The 25,351-nt window shown below is 72.6% G+C and carries 23 protein-coding genes and 2 riboswitches; of the genes, 7 read left to right on the top strand and 16 right to left on the bottom strand.

Annotation, left to right across the window (positions count from 1 at the left end; all coding sequences use genetic code 11):
- The first annotated feature begins 260 nt into the window (after positions 1-260).
- Entirely contained in the window at positions 261-1,595 is a 1,335-nt protein-coding gene (locus ABT118_RS19965; protein ID WP_350670157.1) for a class II 3-deoxy-7-phosphoheptulonate synthase, read from the top strand.
- Between the two features lie 128 nt (positions 1,596-1,723).
- Entirely contained in the window at positions 1,724-1,963 is a 240-nt protein-coding gene (locus ABT118_RS19960; protein ID WP_350670155.1) for a (2Fe-2S)-binding protein, read from the top strand.
- Here ABT118_RS19960 and bfr read toward each other — a convergent pair whose 3' ends face one another.
- Positions 1,964-2,443 (bottom strand): bacterioferritin, encoded by a 480-nt coding sequence (gene bfr / locus ABT118_RS19955; RefSeq protein WP_350670153.1) that lies wholly within the window; start codon positions 2,441-2,443, stop codon positions 1,964-1,966.
- A gap of 199 nt (positions 2,444-2,642) precedes the next feature.
- Between bfr and ABT118_RS19950 the strand changes: the two genes are divergently transcribed.
- The gene (locus ABT118_RS19950; RefSeq protein ID WP_350670148.1) at positions 2,643-3,272 is read left to right on the top strand and encodes a sulfite oxidase-like oxidoreductase; all 630 of its coding nucleotides are present in this window, start codon (positions 2,643-2,645) and stop codon (positions 3,270-3,272) included.
- A gap of 7 nt (positions 3,273-3,279) precedes the next feature.
- Here ABT118_RS19950 and pknB read toward each other — a convergent pair whose 3' ends face one another.
- From pknB to ABT118_RS19925, 5 genes are all read right to left on the bottom strand, one after another.
- Positions 3,280-5,001 (bottom strand): Stk1 family PASTA domain-containing Ser/Thr kinase, encoded by a 1,722-nt coding sequence (gene pknB / locus ABT118_RS19945; RefSeq protein WP_350670145.1) that lies wholly within the window; start codon positions 4,999-5,001, stop codon positions 3,280-3,282.
- A gap of 88 nt (positions 5,002-5,089) precedes the next feature.
- A complete protein-coding gene (locus tag ABT118_RS19940; RefSeq protein WP_350670142.1) occupies positions 5,090-6,031 on the bottom strand; it encodes an ROK family glucokinase in 942 nt (313 codons plus the stop codon).
- 196 nt (positions 6,032-6,227) lie between these two features.
- Positions 6,228-6,494 (bottom strand): DUF5304 family protein, encoded by a 267-nt coding sequence (locus tag ABT118_RS32765; RefSeq protein ID WP_502884603.1) that lies wholly within the window; start codon positions 6,492-6,494, stop codon positions 6,228-6,230.
- Positions 6,495-6,532: 38 nt separating this feature from the next.
- The gene (locus ABT118_RS19930; RefSeq protein ID WP_350670138.1) at positions 6,533-7,699 is read right to left on the bottom strand and encodes an ArsA family ATPase; all 1,167 of its coding nucleotides are present in this window, start codon (positions 7,697-7,699) and stop codon (positions 6,533-6,535) included.
- Between the two features lie 8 nt (positions 7,700-7,707).
- Positions 7,708-8,139, bottom strand: coding sequence for an SRPBCC family protein (locus ABT118_RS19925; RefSeq protein ID WP_350670135.1), 432 nt, complete (start codon positions 8,137-8,139; stop codon positions 7,708-7,710).
- Between the two features lie 270 nt (positions 8,140-8,409).
- Between ABT118_RS19925 and ABT118_RS19920 the strand changes: the two genes are divergently transcribed.
- Complete coding sequence (locus ABT118_RS19920) at positions 8,410-10,206, top strand: AMP-dependent synthetase/ligase (RefSeq protein ID WP_350670133.1); 1,797 nt, start codon at positions 8,410-8,412, stop codon at positions 10,204-10,206.
- Positions 10,207-10,240: 34 nt separating this feature from the next.
- On the opposite strand, the gene ABT118_RS19915 is transcribed toward ABT118_RS19920, so the two are convergent.
- Entirely contained in the window at positions 10,241-11,380 is a 1,140-nt protein-coding gene (locus ABT118_RS19915) for a glycosyltransferase family 4 protein (protein WP_350670131.1), read from the bottom strand.
- Between the two features lie 165 nt (positions 11,381-11,545).
- On the opposite strand from ABT118_RS19915, the gene ABT118_RS19910 reads away from it, so the two are divergent.
- Positions 11,546-12,964, top strand: coding sequence for a glycosyltransferase 87 family protein (locus tag ABT118_RS19910; protein ID WP_350670129.1), 1,419 nt, complete (start codon positions 11,546-11,548; stop codon positions 12,962-12,964).
- A gap of 23 nt (positions 12,965-12,987) precedes the next feature.
- Here the strand turns inward: ABT118_RS19910 and ABT118_RS19905 are convergent, their stop codons facing one another.
- The 6 genes from ABT118_RS19905 to ABT118_RS19880 all read right to left on the bottom strand — a co-directional run bounded on the left by ABT118_RS19905 (position 12,988) and on the right by ABT118_RS19880 (position 20,262).
- Entirely contained in the window at positions 12,988-14,253 is a 1,266-nt protein-coding gene (locus ABT118_RS19905) for a hypothetical protein (RefSeq protein WP_350670125.1), read from the bottom strand.
- Between the two features lie 35 nt (positions 14,254-14,288).
- On the bottom strand, positions 14,289-15,353 hold the full coding sequence (locus tag ABT118_RS19900; protein WP_350670124.1) for a C40 family peptidase: 1,065 nt from the start codon (positions 15,351-15,353) through the stop codon (positions 14,289-14,291).
- A 220-nt stretch (positions 15,354-15,573) separates the two neighbouring features.
- Positions 15,574-16,653, bottom strand: a complete 1,080-nt coding sequence (locus ABT118_RS19895; protein ID WP_350670122.1) for a C40 family peptidase — start codon at positions 16,651-16,653, stop codon at positions 15,574-15,576.
- A gap of 10 nt (positions 16,654-16,663) precedes the next feature.
- Positions 16,664-16,828: riboswitch (cyclic di-AMP (ydaO/yuaA leader) on the bottom strand.
- A 366-nt stretch (positions 16,829-17,194) separates the two neighbouring features.
- Positions 17,195-18,223 (bottom strand): C40 family peptidase, encoded by a 1,029-nt coding sequence (locus ABT118_RS19890; RefSeq protein WP_350670119.1) that lies wholly within the window; start codon positions 18,221-18,223, stop codon positions 17,195-17,197.
- A 198-nt stretch (positions 18,224-18,421) separates the two neighbouring features.
- Positions 18,422-19,753, bottom strand: a complete 1,332-nt coding sequence (locus tag ABT118_RS19885) for an NYN domain-containing protein (protein ID WP_350670310.1) — start codon at positions 19,751-19,753, stop codon at positions 18,422-18,424.
- 245 nt (positions 19,754-19,998) lie between these two features.
- Entirely contained in the window at positions 19,999-20,262 is a 264-nt protein-coding gene (locus tag ABT118_RS19880; RefSeq protein WP_350670117.1) for a hypothetical protein, read from the bottom strand.
- A 170-nt stretch (positions 20,263-20,432) separates the two neighbouring features.
- Between ABT118_RS19880 and ABT118_RS19875 the strand changes: the two genes are divergently transcribed.
- On the top strand, positions 20,433-21,230 hold the full coding sequence (locus ABT118_RS19875; RefSeq protein WP_350670115.1) for a rhomboid family intramembrane serine protease: 798 nt from the start codon (positions 20,433-20,435) through the stop codon (positions 21,228-21,230).
- Positions 21,227-21,508, top strand: a complete 282-nt coding sequence (locus tag ABT118_RS19870) for an Lrp/AsnC family transcriptional regulator (RefSeq protein WP_184920654.1) — start codon at positions 21,227-21,229, stop codon at positions 21,506-21,508. Before ABT118_RS19875 ends, ABT118_RS19870 begins: the two co-directional genes overlap by 4 nt.
- 181 nt (positions 21,509-21,689) lie before the next feature.
- On the opposite strand, the gene ABT118_RS19865 is transcribed toward ABT118_RS19870, so the two are convergent.
- From ABT118_RS19865 to ABT118_RS19855, 3 genes are all read right to left on the bottom strand, one after another.
- A complete protein-coding gene (locus ABT118_RS19865; protein WP_350670112.1) occupies positions 21,690-23,048 on the bottom strand; it encodes an aminotransferase class V-fold PLP-dependent enzyme in 1,359 nt (452 codons plus the stop codon).
- A 53-nt stretch (positions 23,049-23,101) separates the two neighbouring features.
- A riboswitch (SAM riboswitch) is annotated at positions 23,102-23,219 on the bottom strand.
- Between the two features lie 104 nt (positions 23,220-23,323).
- On the bottom strand, positions 23,324-24,400 hold the full coding sequence (gene trpD, locus ABT118_RS19860) for an anthranilate phosphoribosyltransferase (protein WP_350670109.1): 1,077 nt from the start codon (positions 24,398-24,400) through the stop codon (positions 23,324-23,326).
- A 104-nt stretch (positions 24,401-24,504) separates the two neighbouring features.
- Positions 24,505-24,930 (bottom strand): response regulator, encoded by a 426-nt coding sequence (locus ABT118_RS19855; RefSeq protein WP_350670107.1) that lies wholly within the window; start codon positions 24,928-24,930, stop codon positions 24,505-24,507.
- Between the last annotated feature and the right edge of the window lie 421 nt (positions 24,931-25,351).

Raw genomic sequence — 25,351 nt, 5'->3', positions numbered from 1 at the left:
CGCTTCCGGGAGGGCCGTCCTGCTCTCCATACGCCGACGGCCGCCCCGAGGGGCGGCCGTCGTGTGCGTTCAGGAACGCGCGACTCGTGGGCCACCCATGGGGTTGGCCCACCACCAGGAGTAGGTGTGCGGCGCGTGCATAAGGGCGAGCCTAGCGGATGGTGCGGCCGGGTGAAGCGGATCACCCGAATGTCCACCGGGCGTCTCACCCATCGGGCGGCAGTCACAATTTGGTTGTCACACCCCGTAGCCTTGGTCCCGTGACCGTGACAAATCAGCACTCCTGGCAGTCCCTGCCCGCGGCGCAGCAGCCTGAATGGCCGGATCAAGAGGCGCTGCGCAAGGTTCTTGCGGACCTCGCCTCCTATCCGCCGCTCGTCTTCGCCGGCGAGTGCGACCAGCTGCGCGCCCGGCTCGGTGCCGTTGCGCGTGGTGAGGCGTTCCTGCTGCAGGGCGGCGACTGCGCCGAGGCCTTCGACGGCGTCTCGGCCGAGCACATCCGCAACAAGCTGAAGACCCTGCTCCAGATGGCCGCCGTACTCACGTACGCGGCCTCGGTGCCGGTCGTGAAGGTCGGCCGGATCGCGGGCCAGTACTCGAAGCCGCGCTCCAAGTCGACCGAGACCCGGGACGGCGTCACCCTGCCGGTCTACCGGGGCGACTCGGTCAACGGCTTCGACTTCACCCCCGAGTCCCGGATCCCGGACCCGGAGCGCCTCAAGCGGATGTACAACGCCTCCGCGGCGACGCTCAACCTGGTCCGGGCCTTCACCACCGGTGGTTACGCCGACCTGCGCCAGGTGCACGCCTGGAACCAGGACTTCGTGCGCAACTCCCCGGCCGGACAGCGGTACGAGCAGCTGGCGCGCGAGATCGACAACGCGCTCGCCTTCATGAACGCCTGCGGGGTCGCCCCGGAGGAGTTCAGGACGGTCGAGTTCTACTCCTCGCACGAGGCCCTGGTGCTGGACTACGAGACGGCGCTGACCCGGGTCGACTCCCGGACCGGCGACCTGTACGACGTCTCCGGCCACATGGTCTGGATCGGTGAGCGCACCCGTCAGCTCGACCACGCGCACATCGAGTTCGCCTCCAAGGTGCGCAACCCGATCGGGGTGAAGCTCGGCCCGACCACCACGGTCGACGAGGCGCTCACTCTGATCGAGAAGCTCGACCCCGAGCGCGAGCCCGGCCGGCTCACCTTCATCACCCGGATGGGTGCGGGCAAGGTCCGCGAGCACCTGCCCACCCTGGTGGAGAAGGTCACCGCCTCCGGCGCCCAGCCGGTGTGGATCTGCGACCCGATGCACGGCAACACCTTCGAGGCGTCCAGCGGTCACAAGACCCGCAGCTTCGACGACGTGCTGGACGAGGTCAAGGGCTTCTTCGAGGTGCACCGCGGCCTCGGCACCCACCCGGGCGGCATCCACGTCGAGCTCACCGGTGACGACGTCACCGAGTGCGTCGGCGGCGGCGACGAGGTGATGGTCGACGACCTGCACCAGCGCTACGAGACGGCCTGCGACCCCCGGCTGAACCGCAGCCAGTCGCTGGACCTGGCGTTCCTGGTGGCGGAGATGTACCGGGGCCACTGACCCCGGATGTGACGCAAGCCCCTCCTCTTTTCGGATGACGAAGAGAGGAGGGGCTTTTTCGTGCCCGCATTATTGGGTAAGGTAAGCCTTAGCTCAACGCGCCGCACTAGTCCTTGGGAGTCACCGCGATGTACGTGTGCATGTGCCATGCGGTCACCGAGGCCCAGGTCAAGCAGCAGATCGACGAGGGCGCGCAGACCCCGCGCGAGATAGCCAAGGGCTGCAAGGCCGGTACCGACTGCGGTTCGTGCGTCCGCCGGATCCAGGCCCTGCTCGGGGAGCACGGCGCCCGCCCGTGCCCGACAGCCAGGCTGGCCGCCAGGCTCGGCCTGGCCGAGCCGGAGCAGCCGGCCGTCCGGGCCGCCTGATCAGCTCTCGGGCTGCTCGATGAGCTGCGCCAGGTAGAGCGCCTCACCGAGCTTCTCCAGCAGTTCGAGCTGGGTGTCGAGGTAGTCGATGTGGTGCTCCTCGTCCTCCAGGATCGACTCGAAGATGTTGGCCGAGGTGATGTCGTTCTTGGCCCGCATCACCACGATGCCGCGCTTGAGCCGGTCGATCGCCTCGACCTCGACCTGGCGGTCCGCCTCGAACATCTCCTTGACGGTCTGCCCGACCCGGACGTGGAACAGCCGCTGGTAGTTCGGCAGCCCGTCCAGGAAGAGGATCCGGTCGGTCAGCGTCTCGGCGTGGCGCATCTCGTCGATGGACTCGTGCCGGGTGTACTTCGCGAGCTTGGTCCAGCCGAAGTTCTCCTGCATCTTGGCGTGCAGGAAGTACTGGTTGATGGCGGTCAGCTCGGCGGTGAGCTGCTCGTTGAGGAATTCGATGACCTCGGCGTCGCCCTTCATGGCGGTGCCCTCCTGTGCTCTTCGTCGACAACACTCGCGGAACCACGGCTGACCGCATCGTGGCACTGTCGCGGGCGTAATTTCCAGTAAGTTCACACTTACTGGAACATGTGTCGGAATATCCGATTTACACCATTAGAGGGACCGGGCGCCGAGGGGCGCGCGCGGCGCACCGCCCGCCGTCTGTCACCATGGAGGCATGGGTCAGTCAGAACGCGAACAGCTCCAGCCGTCTGGCCCGAGACTCCCCCCGGGCCAGCGCCTGCAGCGCGGCTGGCCCGTGCTGCACTACGGACCGGTCCCCCGGTTCAAGCCGCTGACCTGGGACTTCCAGGTGTTCGGGGCCACCGCCTCGGCGGAGAAGCACAGTTGGGACTTCGAGGGCTTCCACGCCCTCCCCCGGGCCACCGTGCGCGGCGACTTCCACTGCGTGACCCGGTTCTCGATGCTCGACAACGAGTGGAGCGGCGTCCCCGCCGCCACCGTGCTGGCCGAGGTCCCGCCCGCCGACCACGTCACCCACGTGATGGTCTGGGCCGAGTACGGCTACAGCGCCAACCTCACCCTGGCCGAGTTCGCCGACCCCTCGACCGTCTTCGCCACCCACCACGACGGCCGGCCGCTGACCGTCGAACACGGCTTCCCGGTCCGGCTGGTGGTGCCCCGGCTGTACGCCTGGAAGGGCCCCAAGTGGGTCCGCGCGGTCGAGTACATGCGGGCCGACCGCCGGGGCTTCTGGGAGGAGCGCGGCTACCACAACCTGGCCGACCCGTGGTCGGAGCAGCGCTACTCCTACCAGGAGGAGCCGGGCGACGGCCCGCTGCGCTGACGCCCGGTCAGAACTGGGTGGTGACGGTGACCTCGGTCCCCTGCCTGGCCGGCTGGCCGGCGACCGGATCCTGCTTGGTCACCTTGCCGAAGCCCAGCGACAGGAACGGCGCCCTGGCCTTGAACCCCGCCTCCCTGAGCGCCTGTTCGGCCTCGTCCTTGCTCAGCCCGACCACGTTCGGGACCGGCTTCATCCCCTTGCTGACGGTCAGCGCCACCGGTGCGTCCGGTGCCACCGCGGTCGCGGCGACCGGGGCGGTGGCGATCACCGTGCCCTGGGCGACGGTGTCGCTGTACACCTCGGTGACCGTGCCGGGCGTCAACCGGGCCGCGCCCAGATCCCTCCTCGCGTCCTCCAGCGACCGGCCGGCCACGGCCGGCACCGGCACCCGCTCGGGGCCCTTGGAGAGGGTGACGCGCACCGGGTCGCTCTTGCGCGCCCGCTGCCCCACCACCGGGTCGGTCGCCATCACCTGGCCGGCCGGGACGGTCTCGCTGAACTGCTGGTTGAAGCTGCCCTGCAGCCCGGCCGAGTCCAGTGACTGCACCGCCTGCGCCTGGGTCTGCGCGATGATCGCGGGCACCGCGGCGTAGAGCGCGCCGGAGAGCGAGTAGGTGGCCGCACCGACCAGCAGCAGCACGGCGGTCACCACCGAGGCCCAGATCAGCGGCTTGCGCGAGCGGCGCGGCCGGGCCCGCCGGGCCGGAGCCGGCTCGTCATACGGGCGGGGCCGGGTCAGCAGCATGGTGGGCACCTCCAGCACGCTGGTGCGCTCCACCGGGTTGTTGATCACCGAGGTGGCCTCGGTGGTGGGGTGCAGCGGGCTGTGCCGGGCCGAGGCCGGCGGCTCCGCGTCCAGCCGGGCGGCGGTCAGGCCGCGCCGGGCCCGCTGCAGCGCGGCCAGCAGCTCCACCGCGTCGTACGGCCTGGCCCCGGGGTCGCGCGAGGTCGCGGCGGCGACTATCGCGTCCAGCTCGGCGCCCGCGCCGGGGGCGACCAGGGACGGCGGCGGGACGTCCTCGTGCAGGTGACGGTAGATCACCTGCATCGGGTTCTCGCCCTGGTACGGCTTGGCGCCGGTGAGCATCTCGTACAGCAGGATGCCCGCCGCGTAGACGTCGACCCGCTGGTCGGTCGGCAGGCCGGGCTGGATCTGCTCCGGCGCCAGGTAGGAGACGGTGCCGAGCACGGTGCCGGCCGAGGTGGTCTCGGTGATCCCGTCCGCACCGCTGAGCAGCCGGACCAGGCCGAAGTCGGCCACCTTGACCAGGCCGCCGTCGGTGATCAGCACGTTCTCCGGCTTCACGTCGCGGTGCACCAGGCCCGCGCGGTGCGCGGCGCCGAGCGCGGCCAGCACCGGCTCCAGCACGTCCAGCGCACCCCGGACGCTCAGCGCGCCCCGGTCCCGCAGCAGGTCCCGCAGGGTGCGCCCGGGCACGTACTCCATCGCCAGGAAGACCGAGCGGCCGTCCGCGCCCTGGTCGAACACGTTCACCACGTTGGGGTGGGCGAGCCGCGCCACCGCCTTCGCCTCCCGGATGAACCGGCCGGTGAACTCGGCGTCCTGGGCCAGCGAAGGGTGCATCACCTTCACCGCCACCACCCGGTCCAGCCTGGTGTCGGTGGCCCGGTAGACGGTGGCCATCCCGCCCACGGCGATCCGCTGCTCCACCCGGTACCGGGCGTCCAGCAGCGTACCGATCAGCGGGTCGGGCGACGTCGTGTCCATCCGAGGAGTCTATGGGCCGCCGGGAGCGGAACAGCCGAACGGGCAGCCACCGCGCTGTGCGGTGACTGCCCGTCGGGTCGAGCCTGGGTCAGATCCGGGCCAGGTCGGCCGCGCCCGCGATGCCGGCGGCGGAGCCCATGGTGGCGAGGACCACCTCGGCCCGGGGGCGGTGGACGCCGCCGGTGACGTACTGCTCGAAGGCGGCCCGGACCGGGTCGAGCAGCAGCTCGCCGGAGTCGGAGACGCCGCCGCCGAGCACGAACACGGCCGGGTCGAACAGGGCGGCCAGGTCGGCCATGCCGCGGCCAAGCCAGTCGGCCAGCTCGGTGTAGCACTCCAGCGCCAGCGGGTCGCCCTCGGCGGCGGCCTCGGTGATGTGGATGCCGCGGATGGTCTCGGCGACGCCGTCGTTCAGCTCCAGCATCCGCTTGCCCGCGATCGGGTCCGCGGCGGCCTTCTCCCGGCCGTAGCGGCGCAGCGCGCGGCCGGAGCCGTACTGCTCCCAGCAGCCCTTGCCGCCGCAGCCGCAGAGCAGGCCGTCCGGCACCATGTTGAGGTGGCCGATCTCGCCCGCGACGCCGAACCGGCCGCGGTGCAGCCGCCCGTCCAGCACGATGCCGCCGCCGATGCCGGTGCCGACGGTGATCAGCACGGTGTCCTCGTGCGCGGCGGCCGCGCCGAACCTGTACTCGGCCCAGGCCGCGCAGTTGGCGTCGTTCTCCACCACGGTGGTGAGGCCGGTGAGCTCCTCGACCCGGACCTTGAGCGGCTCGTTCTCCCACGCGATGTTGGGCGCGAAGATGACCGTGGAGCGGTCCCGGTCGACGAAACCGGGGGCCCCGACACCGACGGCCGCGACCTCCGGGTGCTGCTCCTTGAGCTCGCGTACGGACTGCGCGATGGCGTCGACCGCCCACTGCGGGTCGGCCGGGGTGGGTACCCGAGTCCGGGCGAGGATCTCGCCGTTCTCGTCGACCACGCCGGCCGCGATCTTCGTACCGCCGACATCGACGCCGATGGTCAGAGCCATGTGTCCCTCAGCTATTCACTCGTTCCCGCTGAGCGGAAACGGTACCTGCCCGGGGGGCTCCCGTACACACCGATTCATACATTATTCGAAGACAATTTCCCGGAAGCCGAGGAGCCAGCATTCAGAAGTCGTACGATTCGGCCCGTTCGGTGACATCTTGCTACCAGCGGGTCACCAGGTCTGACCAGCGACTTCACTACTTGTCCGACGCTCCGTCAAGGTCGATGCGCTCTGCGTCGGCGTGTCCGGGTGCGGACCAGGTGCGTTCGTGGCCGCTCACGGCCGCCCGGTAGGCGGCCAGCAGCTCGCCCCCGGCGGCGGCCAGGTGTCCGTACACCTCCGGGTTCTGCTCGCGCAGCCGGCCGCCGATCTCCTGGGCCTTCTCCCCCACCACCGCGGCGAACCGGCGCACCTCCTCCACCAGGTCGGCTCCGGCTGTGCGGTCTGACTGCTCGTCGGCCATCGGGCCCTCCCTCGGTGTGCGGTGCGGCTGCGCCGACGCTACCCGATGCCCCGGGGCCAGAGGTCCCGGTCCGGAGCGAAGCGGACGGCCAGCACGCCGTCGGCCAGCCCGGCCCCGCTCACCGTGCAGCGGCGCAGCGCGGCGGGCAGCGGCAGCAGGCGCCGGTAGTCGCCGAGGCCGACCACCAGCTCGTCGCCGCGCCGGACCAGCTCCAGCTCGGCCCGGTCGGCGCCGGGCAGGGCGAGGTGCCAGACCAGCAGCCCGTCCTCGGCCAGCCGGTCCTCCACCCACCAGGACTGCTCAGCCGCCCGGGGGCCGGCCGCGCCGACTCCGTACAGCTGGTCCGCCACCGCCTCCAGCGCGGGCCCGGGCTGACGGCTGGTCAGCAGCGGGACGTCGAGGCCGGCGGCCAGCGCGGCCAGCGCCTCCCGCTCGCGGGCGGCGTGCGCGGCCAGCCAGGGGTCGGCGGAGCCCGTCGCGGCGGCGGGCAGCGCCCGGTGCGCGACCACCGCGTCCAGCCGCAGCCGGTGCAGGGCGAGACCGGCCCTGATCCGGCGCAGCTCCTCGGGCCGGGGTGCGGCCGCGTCGACCACCAGGCGGACGGTGGTGGTCGGGGCCTCGATCACCGCGCGGGCCTCGGCCAGCGCGGCGGCGGCCCTGCCCCTGGCCTCGAACAGCCACTCGGCGGGCATCGGCACCCCGGCCACGGCGGCCAGCAGCGGGCGCAGCGCGCGGGCGGCCTGGCGCTGCTCGGGCAGCAGCCGGGCCAGGTAGCGGTCGAGCTGCTCGGGCAGCGCGAGCGCGGCGATCAGCTCGGCCGGCCTGGGCGCGGCCACCACCAGCACCTCGGCCCGGACGGTGCGCAGCGAGCGGAGCAGGGCGAGCTGGCCGGTGCCGGGCAGCGGGGTGAGCTCCTCCGGGTCCAGCGGGGTGGCACCGAGCAGGTCGAAGGCGGGGGCCAGGGTGCCGGAGAGCCCCTCGACGGCGGCCCGGAACGCTGACGGGCCGTCGGTCCTGGCCACCGTCAGGGCGTCGGCGTACCGGGCGGGTTGCTCGGTCAGCCGGGTGCCGAGGACGGTGTCCAGGGTGCGGTGCGGGTCGTCGGCGGCCAGCAGGTGCGTCCGCAGGCCCTGCCGCGCGTGGTGCAGGGCGGTGGCGGCGGCGACCTCGTCGGCCCCGTCGCCGCTGACCAGGATGGTCCGCACGGGCTGCCTCAGCTCTCGACGCGCTTCTTCAGCCCGGCCAGGGCGCGGTCGATGATGACCTTCTCGGCCTTGCGCTTGATCATGCCGAGCATCGGGATCTTGACGTCCACGGCCAGCTGGTAGGTGACCTCGGTGCCGCTGCCGGCCGCGGCCAGCGCGTAACTGCCGTCCAGCGAGCGCAGCATCTGGCTCTTCACCAGGGTCCAGCTGACCTCGCGGTCGCCGTCCCAGGTGTAGGCGAGCACGTGTTCGTCGCGGATCGCGCCGGCGTCCAGCAGCAGGCGCACCTGGGCGGCCCGGCCGTTCGCCGCGGTCTCCAGGACCTCGATCTCCTTGACCTCGCCGGTCCAGGCCGGGTACGCGGCGAAGTCCGCGATCACCGCCATGACCTCGGCCGGAGTCGCGTCGATGGTGATGCTCGACCTGGTGTGTTCCGCCATGACACGGCCTCCGCTGTCCTGATTCGGGTGGTGCGCCCAGGGAAGGCTATCGCGCTGCCGGAGCCGCCCCGGCCGCCGGGGCATCGGGCCTGGTCACGGCGGTAGGGGCTACCGGCGGGTCACCGGCGCGCTGTCGTAGGGTGCGAGTCGAGGGCGTCGGACCCGGTCGGCGGTGTGACTCTTCGAACACCGGGCCGGACAACTCTGGCCAATCCACCTACCGGGCAGTAACGTCCTGCCGTCCCGCAGCGTCGCAGACGAGGAGCAGTCTTGCTCGAGTTCAGCCTTCCGGCCCGCTACCAGGTACCGAGCGGCGGTAACCTCTCCGACCTGGTCCACCAGAACGCCGAGCAGCACTCGGACGTGGCGGTTCTCAGCCGCAAGCTGGACGGACAGTGGGTGGATCTGACGGCGTCCCAGTTCCTGGCCGAGGTGCACAGCGCGGCCAAGGGCCTGATCGCGGCGGGCGTCAACCCCGGCGACCGGGTCGGCGTGATGTCCCGCACCCGGTACGAGTGGACCCTGCTGGACTTCGCCGTCTGGTGCGCGGGCGCGATCACCGTGCCGGTGTACGAGACCTCCTCCGCCGAGCAGGTCGCCTGGATCCTCGGCGACTCCGGCGCCGTCGCGGTGGTCACCGAGACCGACACCCACGCCGCCCTGGTGGCCGGACTGCGCGACCGGCTGCCCGCCCTCGCCCACACCTGGCAGATCGAGCGCGGCGCCCTGGCCGAGCTGGCCTCGGCCGGTGCCCGGGTCGCCGACAGCACCGTCACCGAGCGCCGCTCGGTGCCGGACGCCGACTCGATCGCCACCATCGTCTACACCTCGGGCACCACCGGCCGCCCGAAGGGCTGTCAGCTCACCCACGGCAACTTCATGGCCGAGCTCGGCAATGTGACGGCCCGGCTGGAGCCGCTGTTCCGGACCGGGCACAGCTCGGTGCTGCTGTTCCTGCCGCTGGCCCACGTGCTCGGCCGGATCGCCGAGATCGCCGCCGCGATCGCCCCGATCAAGCTCGGCCACGTCTCCGACATCAAGGACGTCACCGCCGAACTCGCCTCGTTCCGGCCCACCCTGATCCTGGGCGTGCCCCGGGTCTTCGAGAAGGTCTACAACACCGCCCGGGCCAAGGCGCAGGCCGACGGCAAGGGCAAGATCTTCGACCAGGCCGCCGACACCGCCATCGCGTACAGCCGGGCCCTCGACCACGGCCGCCCCGGCCTCGCCCTGCGGCTCAAGCACACGGTCTTCGACAAGCTGGTCTACAGCAAGCTGCGCGCCGCCCTCGGCGGGCGGGCCACCCACGCGATCTCCGGCGGCGCCCCGCTCGGCGAGCGGCTCGGCCACTTCTACCGCGGCATCGGCTTCACCGTGCTGGAGGGCTACGGCCTGACCGAGACCTGTGCGGCCACCGCCTTCAACCCGCACGACCGGCCGAAGATCGGCACCGTCGGCCAGCCGCTGCCCGGCTCCGCCGTCCGGATCGCGGAGGACGGCGAGGTCCTGCTCAAGGGCCCGCAGGTCTTCACCGGCTACTGGAACAACCCGGCCGCCACCGCCGAGGCCCTGCGCGACGGCTGGTTCGCCACCGGCGACCTGGGCAGCCTGGACGCGGACGGGTACCTGACCATCACCGGCCGGAAGAAGGAGATCCTGGTCACCGCGGGCGGCAAGAACGTCGCCCCCGCCGTGATCGAGGACCGCATCCGCGCCCACGCCCTGATCGGCGAGGTCATGGTGGTCGGCGACCGCAAGCCCTTCATCGCCTGCCTGGTCACCATCGACGAGGACTTCTTCCCCAAGTGGAAGGAGCTGGCCGGCAAGCCCGCCGGTGCCACCATCGCCGACCTGCGGGACGACGCCGACCTGCTCAAGGCCGTCCAGTCCGCCGTCGACGACGGCAACCAGGCGGTCTCGCAGGCCGAAGCGGTGAAGAAGTTCCACGTCCTGGACACCGTCTTCTCCGAGGAGAGCGGCCACCTGACGCCCTCGCTGAAGCTCAAGCGCAACGTGGTCATGAAGGACTACGCCGCCGAGGTCGAGGGCCTCTACCGCCGGCCGTAGCGGGCTGACCGCCAGGGGCCCGGGCCCCTGGCGGTCACTCGTTCGCCAGCAGTGCCGTGAGCCGGCCCGCCAGCAGGTCCCAGCGCCAGGAGCGCTCGACCCAGCGGCGGCCGGCTTCGCCCATGGTGCGGCGGAGTTCGGGGTCGTGCAGGAGGCGGACGATGCGTTCGGCGACGGCGGCCGGGGAGCTGCCGGGGACGACGTAGCCGGTCTCGCCCTCCAGGACGGCGTCGGGGGCACCGCCGGAGTCGCCCGCGACCACGGGGAGGCCGGTCGCGCTGGCCTCCAGGTAGACGATGCCCAGGCCCTCGACGTCCAGGCCCCGGCGGCGGGTGCGGCAGGGCATGGCGAAGACGTCGCCCGCGCCGTAGTGGGCTGGCAGCTCGGACCACGGCACCGCCCCGGTGAAGCGGACCGAGGCGCTGACCCCGTGGGTCTCCGCGAGCTTCTCCAGCTCGCCCTGGTAGGGCCCGCCGCCGACGATCAGCAGCACCGCGTCGGGGACGTCCCGCAGGATCTGCGGCAGCGCGGTGATCAGTGTGTCCTGCCCCTTGCGCGGCACCAGCCGCGAGACGCAGACCACCACCGGACGGTCCGTCAGGCCGAGCCTGGCCCGGATCTCGGCGCCGCCGGAGTCGGGCCGGAAGGTCTGCTCGTCCACGCCCGGCGGCAGCTGGACCATCCGGCCGGCCGCCTCCGGGCCGACCGCGGCGGCGATCCGGGAGCGGGTGTACTCGCCGAGGTAGGTCAGGGTGTCGGTACCGGCCCCGATCCGGCGGAGCAGCTGCCGCGAGCCCGGGAGCTGGGCCCAGGCGGCCTCGTGGCCGTGCGTCATGCCGAGCAGGCGCCCGGCCCCGGCCCGGCGCAGCGCGGGGGCCATCAGGCCGAGCGGGGCGGCGGCGCCGAACCAGACCGAGTCGCAGCCCTCGGCGCGCAGGATCTCGGCGGCCCGCCGGGTCACCCGGGGCGTCGGCACCATCATCTTGGTCCGGTCCCGGATCACCGGGAACGGCTGCTCCGCGTCGAACTTGGCCACCTCGGTGCCGTCCCGCCAGGATGAGGCGTACACCACAATGCTGCCGGCCGGCTGACGCACCGCCATGTTGTGGACGAAGGCCTGAATGCCGCCAGGACGGGGCGGGAAGTCGTTGGTGACGATCAAGGTCTTGTGCATGGCCGCGGCTCGCTCGGTCGGGGGGTGCTCGGTGTACCGGTCGGTGATCCGTACCATAGGTCAACACCCCGGTGTGCCGGGAACGCGACCGGCAGGTAGCACCAGGCTCCGTGCCGGTCGAGGCATGCGGGAGACGACACGGCGAGAACGGACGGGGGCTCGGGGGTGGATCTGCGCGACGCGCACCAAGTCGAACGAGGGAGTGCGGTGGAGTTGGCCCGGGCCGGTAGTACCGGCATCAGCGCGGGCGGTACCGACCGCACCCCGGCACCGTCCCCGGCCCCCGGGGCGCTCTGGGGCCTGGCAGGCGGCTGGGTCGCCACCCGGGTGCTGGTGGTGCTGATGGTGCTCGGCGTGGTGAGGATCTCCGGCGCGGACGTCACCGCCGACGTCTCGGTGATCTACCACGGCTGGTACCAGGTGCTGCAGACCGGCACCTTCCCGCTGGACGACGTGACCTGGCAGTACCCGCCGGGCGCCGCGCTGGTGATCCTGCTGCCGGGGCTGCTGCCCTGGTCGTACCTGGTCTCGTTCTGGGTGGTCTGCGGGCTGGTGGACGCGCTCACCATGGGCCTGCTGATGCGGGCCGGCACCCGGCGCGGCCGGAGCTTCACCGGCGCCTGGGTCTGGGTCGCGGGCGTGCCGCTGCTCGGGCCGACGGTGTACTGCCGGTACGACATCATGGTGACCGCGCTCGCGGTGGCCGGGCTGCTGGTGGTGCTGCGGCGCCCCGCGCTCGGCGGTGTGCTGCTGGGGATCGGCGGGCTGGTCAAGGTCTGGCCGGTGCTGGCGCTGATCGGCACCCCGAAGGGGCGGCGGACCAGGCGGTCCTGGACGGCGGCCGCGGCCTCGTTCAGCGCGCTCGGCTTCCTGCTCGCGGCCGGGATGAACGGCGCCTTCGAGTTCCTCAAGTTCCAGCGCGACCGGGGCATCGAGGTGGAGTCGCTCGGCGCGCTGCCGCTGCACTTCGCCCGGCTGGCCGGCGGCTGGCACGGCGAGGTGAAGATGAACTACGGCTCGGTGGAGATGCTCGGGCCGTGGGTCACGGTGATCTCCAAGGTGATGGTCGCGCTCTCCGTGATCGGCTTCGCCTGGCTGCTGTTCTGGCGGCTGCGGGCCAAGCGCTGGCAGACCGCCACCACCTTCGACGCGGCCCTGGCCGCGCTGCTGGTCTTCACCGTGACCAGCCGGGTGATCAGCCCGCAGTACCTGGTCTGGGTGGTCGGCGTGACGGCGGTCTGCCTGACCGTGCGCGGCACCAGCCAGCGGCCGGTGGCCCTGCTGGTGCTGGCCGCCACGCTGTTCACCACGCTGGAGTTCCCGGTGCTGTTCGGGCAGGTGCTGAACAGTCAGCTGTGGGGCGTGGTGGTCCTGACGGTGCGCAACCTGCTGCTGCTGGCGGCCGCCGTGCTCTCCTGCGTCCGGCTCTGGCGCTCCACCCGGGCGGTCGAGCCGGTCCGCACCCTGGTGCTGCCGCCCGCCCTGGAGGGCCCGGCCCCGGCCGGGTACCCGGTGCGCCCCGGCATCGCGTACGAGCAGAACCTGCTGGACGGGATCGACACCCCGAAGTCCGTCCACCAGTAGCGGCGGCTCCGCCGCCCCGGCGGTCAGTGCGCGAAGCGCTGGTGGACGTCCTCGCCCCACTCCCGGGTGAAGTCGGCCAGGCCCGGGCCGGGACCGGCCCGCAGCAGCCCGTCCAGCCACTCCTCCCGGGAGCCGGCCGGCGGGGTGGCCCCGGCGGCCCGGTAGAGGGCGACCAGCCGCTGCTCGCCGTACCGGCGGGCGATCAGGTCGCAGGCGGACCAGGCGAGTTCGTAGGCCAGGCCGATCCCGGCCGATCCGGCCGCGAAGTCGCCGTCGGCGGGCAGCACGGCCGTGAAGCCCTTGGCCGCGGCCGCCTTGGCCAGTTCGGGCGCGATCTGCCGGGGCGTCCGGCCGGTGCCCCGGTAGCCGGTGTAGTCGGCGACGCCCTCGGAGAGCCAGAGCGGCGTCCAGGGCCGGGTGTCGGCCCGGGTCGCCACGTGGGCGGCCTCGTGCACGGTGACCACCCGGCGCCCCAGCTCGCTCAGGCCCGCGTACGCCTGCGGGTTGATCAGCACCCGGTCGGCCGGGCTGTGCACCGGCGCCCCCGCGGCCGCCGTGGTGACGGCGGCGATGCCCGCGTACCCGTCCGCGGAGACCCCCAGCAGCTGGGCGAACTGCTCGCCGGTGGCCGGGTGTTCGAGCAGCAGCCGACCGGGCCAGTCACCGCCCCAGAGCTCGGTCACCAGTGGTACGGCCCGGTCGGCGGCGGCCGCCGCCGCGGCCAGCGCGGCCGGGTCGGCCTGCCCCAGCACGATGCTGTGGGTGCCGCGGACGGCCCGGATCTCGCCCAGGTCCCAGAGCGCCGCACCACCGACCGGCCGGTCGCTGCTCAGCAGCCACGCCCCGTCCACCAGCTCGCAGCCGATCCGCCGGGTGAGCACGGCCGGGTGGTCGTCGAAGTCCGCGATCCGCCAGCCGAGTTCGGCGGTCAGGGTGAGCGTGCCGCCGACCGGCTCGGCGAACTCGGTGATCCGGTACGAGAGTTCGGCCAGCGGCAGCTGCGCCAGCCGGGCCAGCGCCGCCTGTTCGGCCGGCCGGGACGCCGGGGTGACCCCGGCCAGCAGGGCGGAGCGGTCCAGCCGGAGCTGCGCCCTGGCCCGGTCGGCGAGCAACGCCTCGACCGCGGACCTGGCCGAGGGCCGGGTGGCGCCGGCCGAGGCGCTCGGCGCCACCACGGTGGCCGGGACCGTCCGCACGGCCGGCGGCGAGAGCTGGACCAAGCCGGCCGCCGCCAGCAGCAGCGCGGCGCGGCGGGACAGCACGGAGCCGCCGACCGCTCCCCCGTCCACCGGGGCAGGGTCGGCGGCCGACGGCCGTGGACCGGTCAGACCCGCACCACCCCGGTGACGGGCATCGCGTTGACGCTCTCGTAGCGGACCCGGGCCCCGGGGTAGGGCGCGTGCACCACGACACCGCCGCCGGCGTACATCCCGACGTGGTGCATGTCCCTGTAGAAGATCACCAGGTCTCCCGGCCGGGCCTCGGCGAGGCTGATCCGCTGCCCCGCGCCTGCCTGCTGCTGCGAGGTGCGCGGCAGGGTCACTCCGGCCTGCCGCCAGGCCCAGTACATCAGACCCGAACAGTCGAACGTACGCGGGCCGGTCGAACCGTACACGTACGGGGAGCCGATCTTGCTGCTCGCGGCCGCCAGTGCGGCGGCGGCCCGGCCGGAGGCGGCGGGCAGGTTGCCGAGGTCGAGCCGCTCGCCGCCCCGGGCAGCCCGCTTGGCGGCGTCCCTGGCGTCGTCGTCGGCCATCCTGGCCCGCTCCCCCGCGCCCAGCGTGTTCAGCAGCCGCTGGGCCTTGACCAGCCGTTGCCGGATCTCCTGCTTGCCCTCGTCCAGGGTGCGGCGGACGGACTCCAGCTCGGCCAGCTTGGCGGTGGTCTCGGCCCGCTGCTGGTCGAGCCGGCGCTGACGGTCGATCACGTGCCGCAGGGTGTCGCTCTGCCGCTCCGTGGTCTGCTCCAGGGTGCGGGCCCGGGTCAGGTAGGCGTCCGGGTCGGAGTCCAGCATCAGCTGCACCGCCGGGTCGATGCCGCCCGCCCGGTACTGGGCGGCGGCCACCGAGCCGAGCCCGGAGCGCAGTTGGGTCAGCTCCTCCTGGGCCACCGCCACCTGGCTCTGCAGCGAACCGGTGTCGGCCTGCAGCTGCCGCTGCTGCTCCATCGCCGCGTTGAACTTCTCCGAGGCCTGCTCGGCCTCCTCGTAGAGCTGGTCGACCTGGGCCTTGACGTCCTTGCGGGTCGGCGGTTCGGCCGGGGCACCGGGTGCCGCCCCGGCGGTGCCGGTCGCGGCGAGCCCGAGCACCGTGGTGGCCGCGGCGGTCAGCACCAGCGCCCGGGTGAACCGGCGGGCGCCTGGCAGGGGAGAACGGCTGTGCGTCGACATACCGGCGGCGGCTCCATTCCTGCGCCGGGCCACCGCCGTCGCCCGGGTCGGGCGGCGTCCTCGCGAAGGTCCGGGGGCAGACGTTAGCGAGTCGCAGCGATCTAGTCCAAACCCCTACAGCACCGAATATTTGACCACTAATCGGACACCAGTGCCGGTTCCGGAAACGCCGCAGGCCCGGCACGGGGCCGGGCCTGCGGGCAGTACGACGAACGGGTGGTCAGACCCGGACGATGCGGGTGATCGACATCACCGTGGCGGACTCGTACCGCACCAGGGTGCCGGTCCGCGGGGCGTGCACGATCTGGCCGTTGCCGACGTACATGCCGACGTGGCCGCCACCGCGGTAGATGATCAGGTCGCCGGGCTTGGCGTCGGCGATGTTGGTGCCGATGTTCTGGCCGGCGCCCATCTGCGACTCCGAGGTGCGCGGCAGCGAGACCCCGGCCTTGTTGTAGGCCCAGAGCATCAGGCCGGAGCAGTCGAAGCTGTCCGGGCCGGTGGCGCCCCAGCCGTACGGCTTGCCGATCTGCGACACCGCGGCCGCGACCGCGGCGGCGGCGTGCGAACCGGCCGGCAGGCCGCTCAGGTCGGGGCGGCTCTCGGTGCGCGAGGCGCGGTCGTCCGAGGCGGGCTTGGCGGTCGCCTTGGTGGCGGCCTCCGCGGCGGACCTGGCCTCGGCGGCGCGCAGCGCCTCCTGCTCCTGCTTGCTCAGCGAGTCGAACAGCGACTGCGCGGCGGCCAGCTTGGCCTGGATCTGCTCCTTGCCGGCCTTGAGCTCCCGGGCGGTGCTCTCCAGGTCGGCGAGCTTGTTCTGCGCCTCGGACTTCTGCTGGTCGAGCTTGGCCTGCTCGCCCTTCAGCGTCTTGAGCGCGTCGGCCTGCGAGGTGCCGAGCTGGCTCAGCGAGTCGGCCTGGCCCAGGAAGGCGTCCGGGCTGCTGGAGAGCATCAGCTGGACGGTGGGAGATATCCCGCCGGTCCGGTACTGCTCGGCGGCGACCTCGCCGAGGGCGCTCTGAATGGTGGTCACCTCGGCCTGCTGCCGGGCCACCTGGTCCTGGAGGGCACTGACCTGACGCTGCAGGGTCTGCTGCTTCTCCGTGGCCGCGTTGTACTGCTCGGTCGCAGCCTCGGCCTGCTCGTTGAGCTGGTCGACCTGGGTCTTGACCTCGTCCTTGGTGGGAGTCGGGTCGGCGTGGGCACCGGTCTGGGCGGACAGGGCCACCGCAGCGGCGGCGGCAGCCGTGATGATCGAGACGCGGGTACGGCCGGCAGGCTTGGGACGACGATGGGACGCCACGAAGGCGGGCTCCTTCTTCCTACGTCCGCCTACCGGGTGAGCTGACGGGTTCGGGCTGGAAGAGATGCCCTACGACGCCTCACCGGCGAGCCGTCTCACGACGGTCCGTCGACCTGGCGCCGATTCACCCCGAGGAACGTGGTTCCCCGGCTCCGATCGACAGCACCCTCACAGGGGCTTCCCCGTACGGCAGTCGGACTGCCGCGCTGTGCGCTCGAACTCGGCGGTAACCCCCGCCGCCACCCAGGCTGGGTGATCGACAGTGCGGTGGTTCGAGACGACCCTAGTAACCCAACCGTGATCGGTTCAAATCCTTGTAAGTAAAAAGTCGTAATGAAGTCGTGATTCGTCAGAATTTACGACTGCCAGTGACCGGAAATGCACACTGTGCTGACGAAACCTCAGGTTGCGGGCATGGAACGGCCCGCCGAATGTGTCCCGGATCACAGAGAGATTTCGGCGGGCCCGCGCGTGTCACGGCGCGTCAGTTGCGGGTGTTGCTACGGAGATGTCCGTTATGCCGCATCAGGCTGACGGAAGGTCAGATCCGGCGGATGGTCTTGATCGGCATCGCGTCGCCCTGCATCACCTTGACCACGTCACCGGTGCGCGGGGCATGCACCACCAGGCCGTTGCCGATGTACATCCCGACGTGGTGCGCGTCGCTGTGGTAGATCACCAGGTCGCCCGGCTGCGCGTTGGCGAGGTTGTTCCCCACGCCGGTGCCGGCCGAGGCCTGCGACTGCGAGGTGCGCGGCAGCGAGACGCCGGCCTGCGCGTACGCCCAGACCATCAGGCCGGAGCAGTCGAAGGTGTTCGGGCCGGTGGCGCCCCAGACGTACGCCGAGCCGCGCTTGCTCATCGCGGCGGCGAGCGCCTTGGCGGCGTAGCCGGAGGCCGGCGGCAGGTTGCTGAGGTCGATCCGGCTGGAGTCGCGCGAGGCGCGGTCACCGAGCACGGCCCGCTGGTCGGCCACGCTGAGCTGGTTCAGCAGGCGCTGGGCCTCGGCCAGCTTCTTCTGCACCTCGGCCTTGGCGTCGTTCAGCACCTTGGTGTTGCGGTCCAGCTCGGCCAGCGTCTCCGCGGCCTCGGTCTTCTGCTGGTCCAGGCGGCGCTGCTGGTCCTTGAGCGACTGCAGGCTGTCGGTCTGGGTCCGGTTCACCTGGTCGACGCTGGACGCCTGGGTCAGGTAGTCCTCCGGGTTGGAGGAGAGCATCAGCGCCACCGAGGGGTCCACCCCGCCGTCGCGGTACTCCTGCGCCGCCACGGCGGCCAGGCCGCTCTGGAGCTGCGTCATCTGGTCCTGGCTGCGGGCCACCTGGTCCTGGAGCTGGTCGGCCTGCTTGCGCAGCTGCTCGGCCCGCTCCTTGGCGCCGTTGAAGCGCTCGGCGGCCTGCTCCTGCTCCTCGTAGAGCTTGTCGACCTGGATCTTGACCTCGTCCTTGTTCGGCTTGGCAGGGGCCGCGTGGGCACCGGCCTGGGCCGAGAGGGCGACCGCGGTGGCAGCGGCAGCGGTCAACACGGAGACCCGTGCGCGACTGGGCTGCTTGGGGCGGCGGTGGGAAGCCAAAGGACGAGCTCCTTCATCACTCCTGGACTCGACCTCACCCGATCGGGTGCATGTCCAGAATATAGGTTTGACGCCAGACCCTAGTGAACTTGCCAGCGGTCCGCTACTCCCCAACCCGTACGAACTTCCGTCCACGGACCGGAATTCACCGGACCGACACATGCCCGCCACGCCGCCCTGACCTACCGTCAGGGCAGGTCAGGGCCGAGCCAGCCGCTTCAGCAGCAGCAGCGACGCCACCGGGCGCGCACCCGCCTTCTTCACGCCGTCCGCGACCTCGCGGTCGGTGGAGACCACCACCACCGGACGCCCCTGCGGCTCGGCCCGGACCAGTCGGCGGATCAGCTCGTCCGCGGTCTCCCCGGTCCGGCTGAACCGGACCCGGACCCCGCGCGGCGGCGCCAGGATCACCGGCACGTCCAGGTCCTGGCCGTCGAAGACACAGGTCACCTCGGCCTGGGTGCGCTGGGCCAGCATCGCCAGACCGCCCAGCAACCGGATCCGCTGCTGCTCCAGCGGCAGCGTCGGGTACCCGGTCTTGGTCACGTTGTAGCCGTCCACCACCAGGTGCACCTGCGGGATCGCCAGCAGCTGGTCCAGCAGCGCCGGGTCGTCCTCGGCCAGCGCCCGGCGGGCCACGTCGTGCGGCGAGGCCGAACCCGGTGCCACCGCGTCCACCAGGTCGGCCGGATGGACCTGCGCCACCGGCAGCGCCAGCTCGCGCTGGAGCCCCTGGGCGGACTGCAGCACCGTGTCCAGCAGCAGCCGCAGCCGCATGTCCTCGACGCTGCGGCCCTCCCGGGCCGAACGCCGACCGGTCTCCAGCGCGGTCTCCAACTCGCCGATCCGGTGCCGCAGTCGCCGGGCCTCGGCCTCCGCCGTGCTGTGCTCGGTGGCCGCCGCCGCGCGGACCTCGGTCAGCTCCAGCTGCAGCTTGCGCACCTCGGCCTGGGCCCGGCGGGTGTCGCTCTCCAGCGTGCGGACCTTCTTCCGGAGCGACTCCGCCTCGCGCCGTACGCCCTCGGAGTCGGCCCGCTGCCGGTCCAGGTCGGCCCGGGACTGGGTGCGCAGCTCGGCCAGCTCCTCCTGGAGCTTCTCCACCAGCCGGGCCGCCTCGGCCGCCGCGCCCTCGGCACCGGCGCGCTCGACCTGCTCGCCCGCCTCGGCCACCAGCACGGCCCAGCCGGCCGGGCGGAGCAGGTAGGCGGCGGCGGCGACGTCCATCGGGTCGGCGGCACCCGGCACACTGCCCGCCTCCAGCGCCCGCACCAGATCCGGCTGCCCGAGCCGGAGCCGATCGGCTATCCGCAGCCGGAAGGCCGGGTCGGCCTCCAGCGCGGCCGCCAGTGCGGTGGCCGCGTACTTGGCCCGCCGCGCCGGGGTGAACTTCGCGTACTGGCGCAGCGAGACCGGCAGTTCGGCCGCGGGCAGGCCGCCGAGCGCGTCGGCGGCGATCCCCACCACCCGGTGCCGCACGCCCTCGGGGAGCGGCCGGCCGAGCTGTTCGGGGGCTTCGGCGGGAGCGGGCACCGGCGCCTCGGCGGGCTCCCGGGCGGGCGGGGTCGTGGCCGCGGGAGGCTGCTCCTGCGACTCGGCCGCCCCCCATGCTGCGTCCACCACGTCCTCGGCTCCGATCCTGCTGCGCGGGGTCCGTACGGCCGGTTGCCGCTGCCCTCAAACACACCGCTCTCTGCAATTGTCGCGGTAACCGTGCCCCGGCCCGACCCGCGCCACACTCCGCGCGGGCCGGGGCCGGTGCACCAGGCCCTGTCCGGTCAGGACTCCTGCTGCTCCTTGGCCGCCTGCTCGGCGTCCGGACGCGCCACCAGCTCGACCTGGTCGACCGCGTTGCACCAGCGGCAGCGGACCGACTCCAGGGTCTCGGTCAGCACCTCGGTCTCCTCCACCTTGGAGTCGCCGGCCAGGTCGAAGTGGAGGAACTCCACCACCCGGGAGGAGCGGGTCACGTCGAAGCGGGTCAGGTTGCCACAGAGGGTGCAGCGCCAGCGGGTTTCGGCGGTGGGGGCGGCGATCGTCATTCTGCCAAGTCCTCTCGTTGGTGCCGCCTCGCGGCGGTCACCCAGGGTCCGGAGCGCCCAGCCTATTGCCTGCCGTCCGACCCGCGGGCAGTCGGTCCGTGATGCGGGCAGTAGGCCAGCCGCAGTACCGGACGGTGTCGGCGGGGGCTCCCGGAGGAATGCTCTCCGCTATGGCCATCCCCGTCCTGGACCACCTCGACACCCCGGGCGGCAGGGCCGCGGAACGCCCGCCGGTCGTCACCTTCGCGCTGATCGGGCTGAGCGTGCTGGTCCTGCTGACCGCCCCGAGCTTCGGCCTCAACCCCCGCTACGGCACCGGGGCGGCCCGGGTCTGCGCCGAGCAGCGCTACGAGCAGCGCTGGGGCGCGGTGCCCGCCGAGCTGCTCTCCGGGCACCCGCTGACGGCGGACCGGTCGGCCGCCGTGCCACCGCCGGCGGCGGACTGCCCGCCGGTGCAGACGCCCCGGAAGATCCCGGCGCTCTCGGTGCTCACCTCGCTGTTCGTGCACGCGAGCTGGCTGCACCTGCTCGGGAACATGCTCTTCCTGTTCGTCTTCGGCCCCGGGGTGGAACAGCGGTTCGGCCGGGTCCGGTTCCTGCTCGGCTACCTGACGGTCGGTTGCCTCGCCACCTACGGCTGGGCGCTGGCGGAGGCGCACGGGCCCGAGTCGGTGCGGGCCCTGGTCGGGGCCTCCGGCGCGATCGCCGGGGTGCTGGGCGCGTACCTGCGGCTGTACCCCCGGGCCCGGGTGACCACGCTGGTGCCGGTGCTGCTCTTCCTGCCGCTGCGCTTCCCGGCCTGGCTGGTGCTCGGGCTCTGGTTCCTGCTCCAGTGGCTCTCGGTCCGCCAGGACGGCCCCGGGGTGGCGTACGCGGTCCACGTGATCGGCTTCGTCGCCGGGTACCTGGCCACCTGGGCGACGGTTACGCTGACCGGCAGGACCCACGGACAGGAGCCACAAGAGTGATCACCGCGATCGTGCTCATCAGGACCAGCGTCGACCGGATTCCCGAGATCGCCGAGGCGATCGCCTCGATCGAGGGCGTCAGCGAGGTCTACTCGGTGACGGGTGGCTACGACCTGGTCGCGATGGTCCGGGTCCGGCACCACGACGACCTCGCCACGGTGATCCCCGGCCGCCTCAACAAGATCCCGGGCGTCGAGCACACCGAGACCCAGATCGCCTTCCGCACCTACTCCAAGCACGACCTCGAAGCCGCCTTCGCCCTCGGCCTCGACGAATAGCCTTTTGCAGGTCGCAAAGTTGCACTGTCCAGGGGCTCGGGGAACGGCGACGCTACGTGGCGTGCGGGTCAAAAGGCGAAAGTGCCTGACCCTGCACGCACGTTGAACGCTCCTGAGGTCGGCGCCGCCCGCGCGGCGGAGCCGCACATCAGCAGAGCCTCGGGCCCCTGGTGGTACATGTTCAGCGGCGGGTGTCCGCGACGCAGCGGCCGCCCTCGTTGCGGTAGCTCCACGCCGCTCCGTCGGTGACCAGCTCGCGGACGGCCCCGAGGAAGCGGTCCAGGTGCTCGTCGGGGGTGCCGGCGCCGAAGCTGACCCGGATCGCGTTGAGGCTGCGCTCGCCCGGCAGCGAAGGCTCGGGCGCACCGCACTCGGACGGCGCCGCCTCCTCGCCCCCGAGCAGGGTCCGCACCAGCGGGTGCGCGCAGAACAGCCCGTCCCGGACCCCGATCCCGTACTCGGCCGAGAGCGCCGCCGAGAAGTGCGAGCTGTTCCAGCCCTGCACCACGAAGGAGAGCACGCCGACCCGGGCCGCGCCCTCGCCGAACAGGCTGAGCACCCGGACCTCGGGGATCTCGGCCAGACCGGCCTGCAGCCGGTCGATCAGCTGCTGCTCGCGCGCCTCCAGCGCGTCGAAGCCGGCCTCGGTGAGCGCCCGGCAGGCGGAGGCGATGGAGTAGGCGCCGATCACGTTCGGGGAGCCGGCCTCGTGCCGGGCCGGGCCGGTCTGCCACTCGACCGCGACCGAGCCGTCCAGCTCCCGGGCGACGGTACGGCTGGCGCCGCCGCCGGCCAGGTACGGCTCGGCGGCGTCGAGCCAGTCGCTCCGTCCGGCCAGCACGCCGGCACCGAACGGGGCGTACAGCTTGTGGCCGGAGAAGGCGATCCAGTCCACGTCCAACTCCCGGACCGAGACCCGGTGGTGCGGCGCCAGCTGGGCGGCGTCCAGGACCACCCGGGCGCCGTGGCGGTGGGCGACCTCGGTGAGTTCGGCCACCGGCCAGAGCTCGCCGGTGACGTTGGAGGCGCCGGTGACGCAGAACAGCCGGTGCTCGGCCGGCTCCGCCGCCAGCGCGGCGTCCAGGGCGGCGACCGCCTCGGCGTGCGAGCGCGGGGCGCGCAGGTAGCTGACGGTCAGTCCGTCCCGGCGCCAGGGCAGCAGCGAGGCGTGGTGCTCGGTCTCGAAGGCGAACACCCGGGTGCCCTCCGGCACCGCGCCGGCCAGCAGGTTGAGCGAGTCGGTGGTGGCCCGGGTGAAGACCACCTGGTCGCCCTCGCGCAGGTCGAGGAACTCCTCGACGGTGCGGCGGCTCTGCTCGAACAGGTCGGTGGAGAGCTGGGAGAGGTAGCCGGCGCCGCGGTGCACGCTGCCGTAGTAGGGGGCGTAGGCGGCGACGTCGTCCCAGACCCGCTGGAGCGCCGGGGAGCTGGCGGCGTAGTCCAGGGCGGCGTAGGTGACCTTCTCACCGGAGGCCAGCGGGACCTGGACGTCGTGGCCGAGAACGGCGAGCGGGGCGCAGGTTTCGGTCGAAACAGACATGGGGGTGCACTCCTCGGAAGGTCCGGGACCTCGGGGTGCAGGTGTGCCGCCGACGTCCGCGCTTGCCACGCGGACGGTTCGCCGCGGAGCCCGGTCCTCACCCAGGGCACCCCGCCACGGACGGAGGGTTGCCGGACAGCAAGCTGGGGCTTGTCGCTGTCACTCATGACCTGTGCTGGACTCTAGGCGAGCTTCCGAGGCGTGGTCAAACACCAGTCCGCCATCCGGACAGACCGAGGGCCCGGCAGTGACCTGCCGGGCCCTCAACCACCTTGTCAGGCGCGGTTGCTGGCGGCCGCCCAGTCCTTCAGCAGCGCCTCCGCCGCACCCGAGTCGATCGCCGCCGCGGCCCGCACCATCCCGGCCGCGAGCTGCTCGGCCAGCGGGGCGCCGGTCAGCTCCAGCGCGGTCAGCGCGGCGGCGGTGTTCAGCAGGACGGCGTCCCGGACCGGGCCCTGCTCACCCGCCAGCAGCCGGCGGGCCACGTCGGCGTTGAACTGCGGGTCGCCGCCGCGCAGGGCCTCGATCCCGACCGGCTCGATCCCGACCTCGCGCGGGTCGAAGACGGTCTCGGTGACCTGACCGTCCTTCACCAGCCAGACGTGCGAGGTGGTGGAGATGGTCAGCTCGTCCAGGCCGTCGTCACCCCGGAAGACCAGGGCGGTGGAGCCGCGCCGGGCCAGCACGCCGGCGATCAGCCCGGCCAGCCGGGTGTCGAAGCAGCCGATCGCGTGCGCGGTGACCCGGGCCGGGTTGGTAAGCGGGCCGAGGATGTTGAAGGCGGTCGGCACCCCGAGGTCGCGGCGGGCCGGGGCGGCGTGCCGCATCGCCGGGTGGAACTGCGCCGCCGGGCAGAAGGTCAGCCCGATCTCCTGCGCGATCTCGGCCAGCCGGGCCGGGCTCACGTTCTGGCCGATGCCGAGCTTCTCCAGTACGTCGGTGGCACCGCTGGCGGAGGAGGCGGCCCGGTTGCCGTGCTTGACCACCTTGGCCCCGGCGGCGGCCGCGACGATCGCCGACATGGTGGAGATGTTCACCGTCTTGGCCCGGTCGCCGCCGGTCCCGACGATGTCCACCGCAGGGCCGGGGACGTGGAGTTGCTCGGCGTGCGCGTACATCGCCTCGACCAGGCCGGTGATCTCCTCCACCGTCTCGCCCTTGGCCCGCAGCGCGACCATGAAGCCGGCCACCTGGACCGGCGTGGCCTCACCGCTCATGATCCGGTCCATCGCCCAGGCGGTGTCCGCCTGCGCCAGGTCCTGGCCGGCCAGCAGCGAGCTCAGCAGATCCGGCCAGGTGCGGACCACCTGCGCGGGGTCGCTACCGCCGTTCGCAGGTTGTGCGTTCACCATGGCTGACTCCAGCTCTCGATCGGGGATGCTGGAGCCAGCCTAGCGAGCCGGGGCACCCCGGCGCGGGGTCCTTCTCTACAGGTGAGACGCGGTCTGACGGGGGCTCAGTGGTGGGCCGGGGTGCGCTTGGCCACCCGGGCCCTGAGCAGGGTGGCAGCGGCCTCGGCCGTGGCCACCGGGTCGATCGGGTGCGAGATCGCGGCGTCCGCCCGGCTCCAGGCGGCCAGCCAGGAGTCCTGCGGGCGGCCGATCAGCACCAGCACCGGCGGGCAGCCGTAGATCTCGTCCTTGACCTGCCGGGCGACCCCGAGGCCGCCGGCCGGCACGGCCTCGCCGTCCAGCACGCAGAGGTCGATGCCGCCCTTCTCCAGCGCGCGGAGCACGGCGGGCACCGTGGCGCACTCCAGCACCTCGACCTCGGGGAGGTCGGCGGCGGGGCGGCGGCCCAGAGCGAGGGTGACCTGCTCGCGGGTGTTGCGGTCGTCGCTGTAGACGAGAACGGTGAGCGTCTCGTCGGTCGTGTGCGCCATGGGCCCTGCTCCCGGGTGCTCGTCCTCTTATATGGCTGTGCTTTTTTCAAGCGTGCGTCGGCTCCACCCGGCCCGGGTGTGATCCGGACCACGTTCACCTCCGGATGCTACTCCCGCGCACCCCGTGTAGTGAGCCCCTGACGCGATCTCCCTCGGACGAGCCGCGACCGGCGCCACGCCGATCACTCGCACGGGCGACGGATCGTCACCCCAGAAGTCCGGTTCCACCCGTACGGCGGACCCCTCTAACCGACCCGGGCCGCCCGGCCCCGCAGGGACACGCGGGGCGAACGGGTACTGAGCGCTCCAATGAACCGTCAGAAAGGGGAGCCCGCCTCCTCGGAGCCCACGTCCGACGCCCCGTCGGCTGCCAACGGGGCATACCGCACGCACCGGACACTCCGAGGTACACCCCCCGGCG

The organism is Kitasatospora sp. NPDC002040 (assembly GCF_040296785.1).
In the GTDB taxonomy this organism is placed as follows: Bacteria; Actinomycetota; Actinomycetes; order Streptomycetales; family Streptomycetaceae; genus Kitasatospora.
The sequence above is the reverse complement of the archived record's forward strand: the minus strand, read 5'-3'. Positions and strand labels throughout refer to the sequence as shown.

Coding starts and splice junctions, on each gene's coding strand:
- ABT118_RS19960 (WP_350670155.1), top strand. CDS start 1,724: ATGTACGTGTGCATGTGCCATGCGGTCACCGAGGCCCAGGTCAAGCAG.
- bfr (WP_350670153.1), bottom strand. CDS start 2,443: ATGAAGGGCGACGCCGAGGTCATCGAATTCCTCAACGAGCAGCTCACC.
- ABT118_RS19950 (WP_350670148.1), top strand. CDS start 2,643: ATGGGTCAGTCAGAACGCGAACAGCTCCAGCCGTCTGGCCCGAGACTC.
- pknB (WP_350670145.1), bottom strand. CDS start 5,001: ATGGACACGACGTCGCCCGACCCGCTGATCGGTACGCTGCTGGACGCC.
- ABT118_RS19940 (WP_350670142.1), bottom strand. CDS start 6,031: ATGGCTCTGACCATCGGCGTCGATGTCGGCGGTACGAAGATCGCGGCC.
- ABT118_RS32765 (WP_502884603.1), bottom strand. CDS start 6,494: ATGGCCGACGAGCAGTCAGACCGCACAGCCGGAGCCGACCTGGTGGAG.
- ABT118_RS19925 (WP_350670135.1), bottom strand. CDS start 8,139: ATGGCGGAACACACCAGGTCGAGCATCACCATCGACGCGACTCCGGCC.
- ABT118_RS19915 (WP_350670131.1), bottom strand. CDS start 11,380: ATGCACAAGACCTTGATCGTCACCAACGACTTCCCGCCCCGTCCTGGC.
- ABT118_RS19900 (WP_350670124.1), bottom strand. CDS start 15,353: ATGTCGACGCACAGCCGTTCTCCCCTGCCAGGCGCCCGCCGGTTCACC.
- ABT118_RS19880 (WP_350670117.1), bottom strand. CDS start 20,262: ATGACGATCGCCGCCCCCACCGCCGAAACCCGCTGGCGCTGCACCCTC.
- ABT118_RS19875 (WP_350670115.1), top strand. CDS start 20,433: ATGGCCATCCCCGTCCTGGACCACCTCGACACCCCGGGCGGCAGGGCC.
- ABT118_RS19865 (WP_350670112.1), bottom strand. CDS start 23,048: ATGTCTGTTTCGACCGAAACCTGCGCCCCGCTCGCCGTTCTCGGCCAC.
- trpD (WP_350670109.1), bottom strand. CDS start 24,400: ATGGTGAACGCACAACCTGCGAACGGCGGTAGCGACCCCGCGCAGGTG.
- ABT118_RS19855 (WP_350670107.1), bottom strand. CDS start 24,930: ATGGCGCACACGACCGACGAGACGCTCACCGTTCTCGTCTACAGCGAC.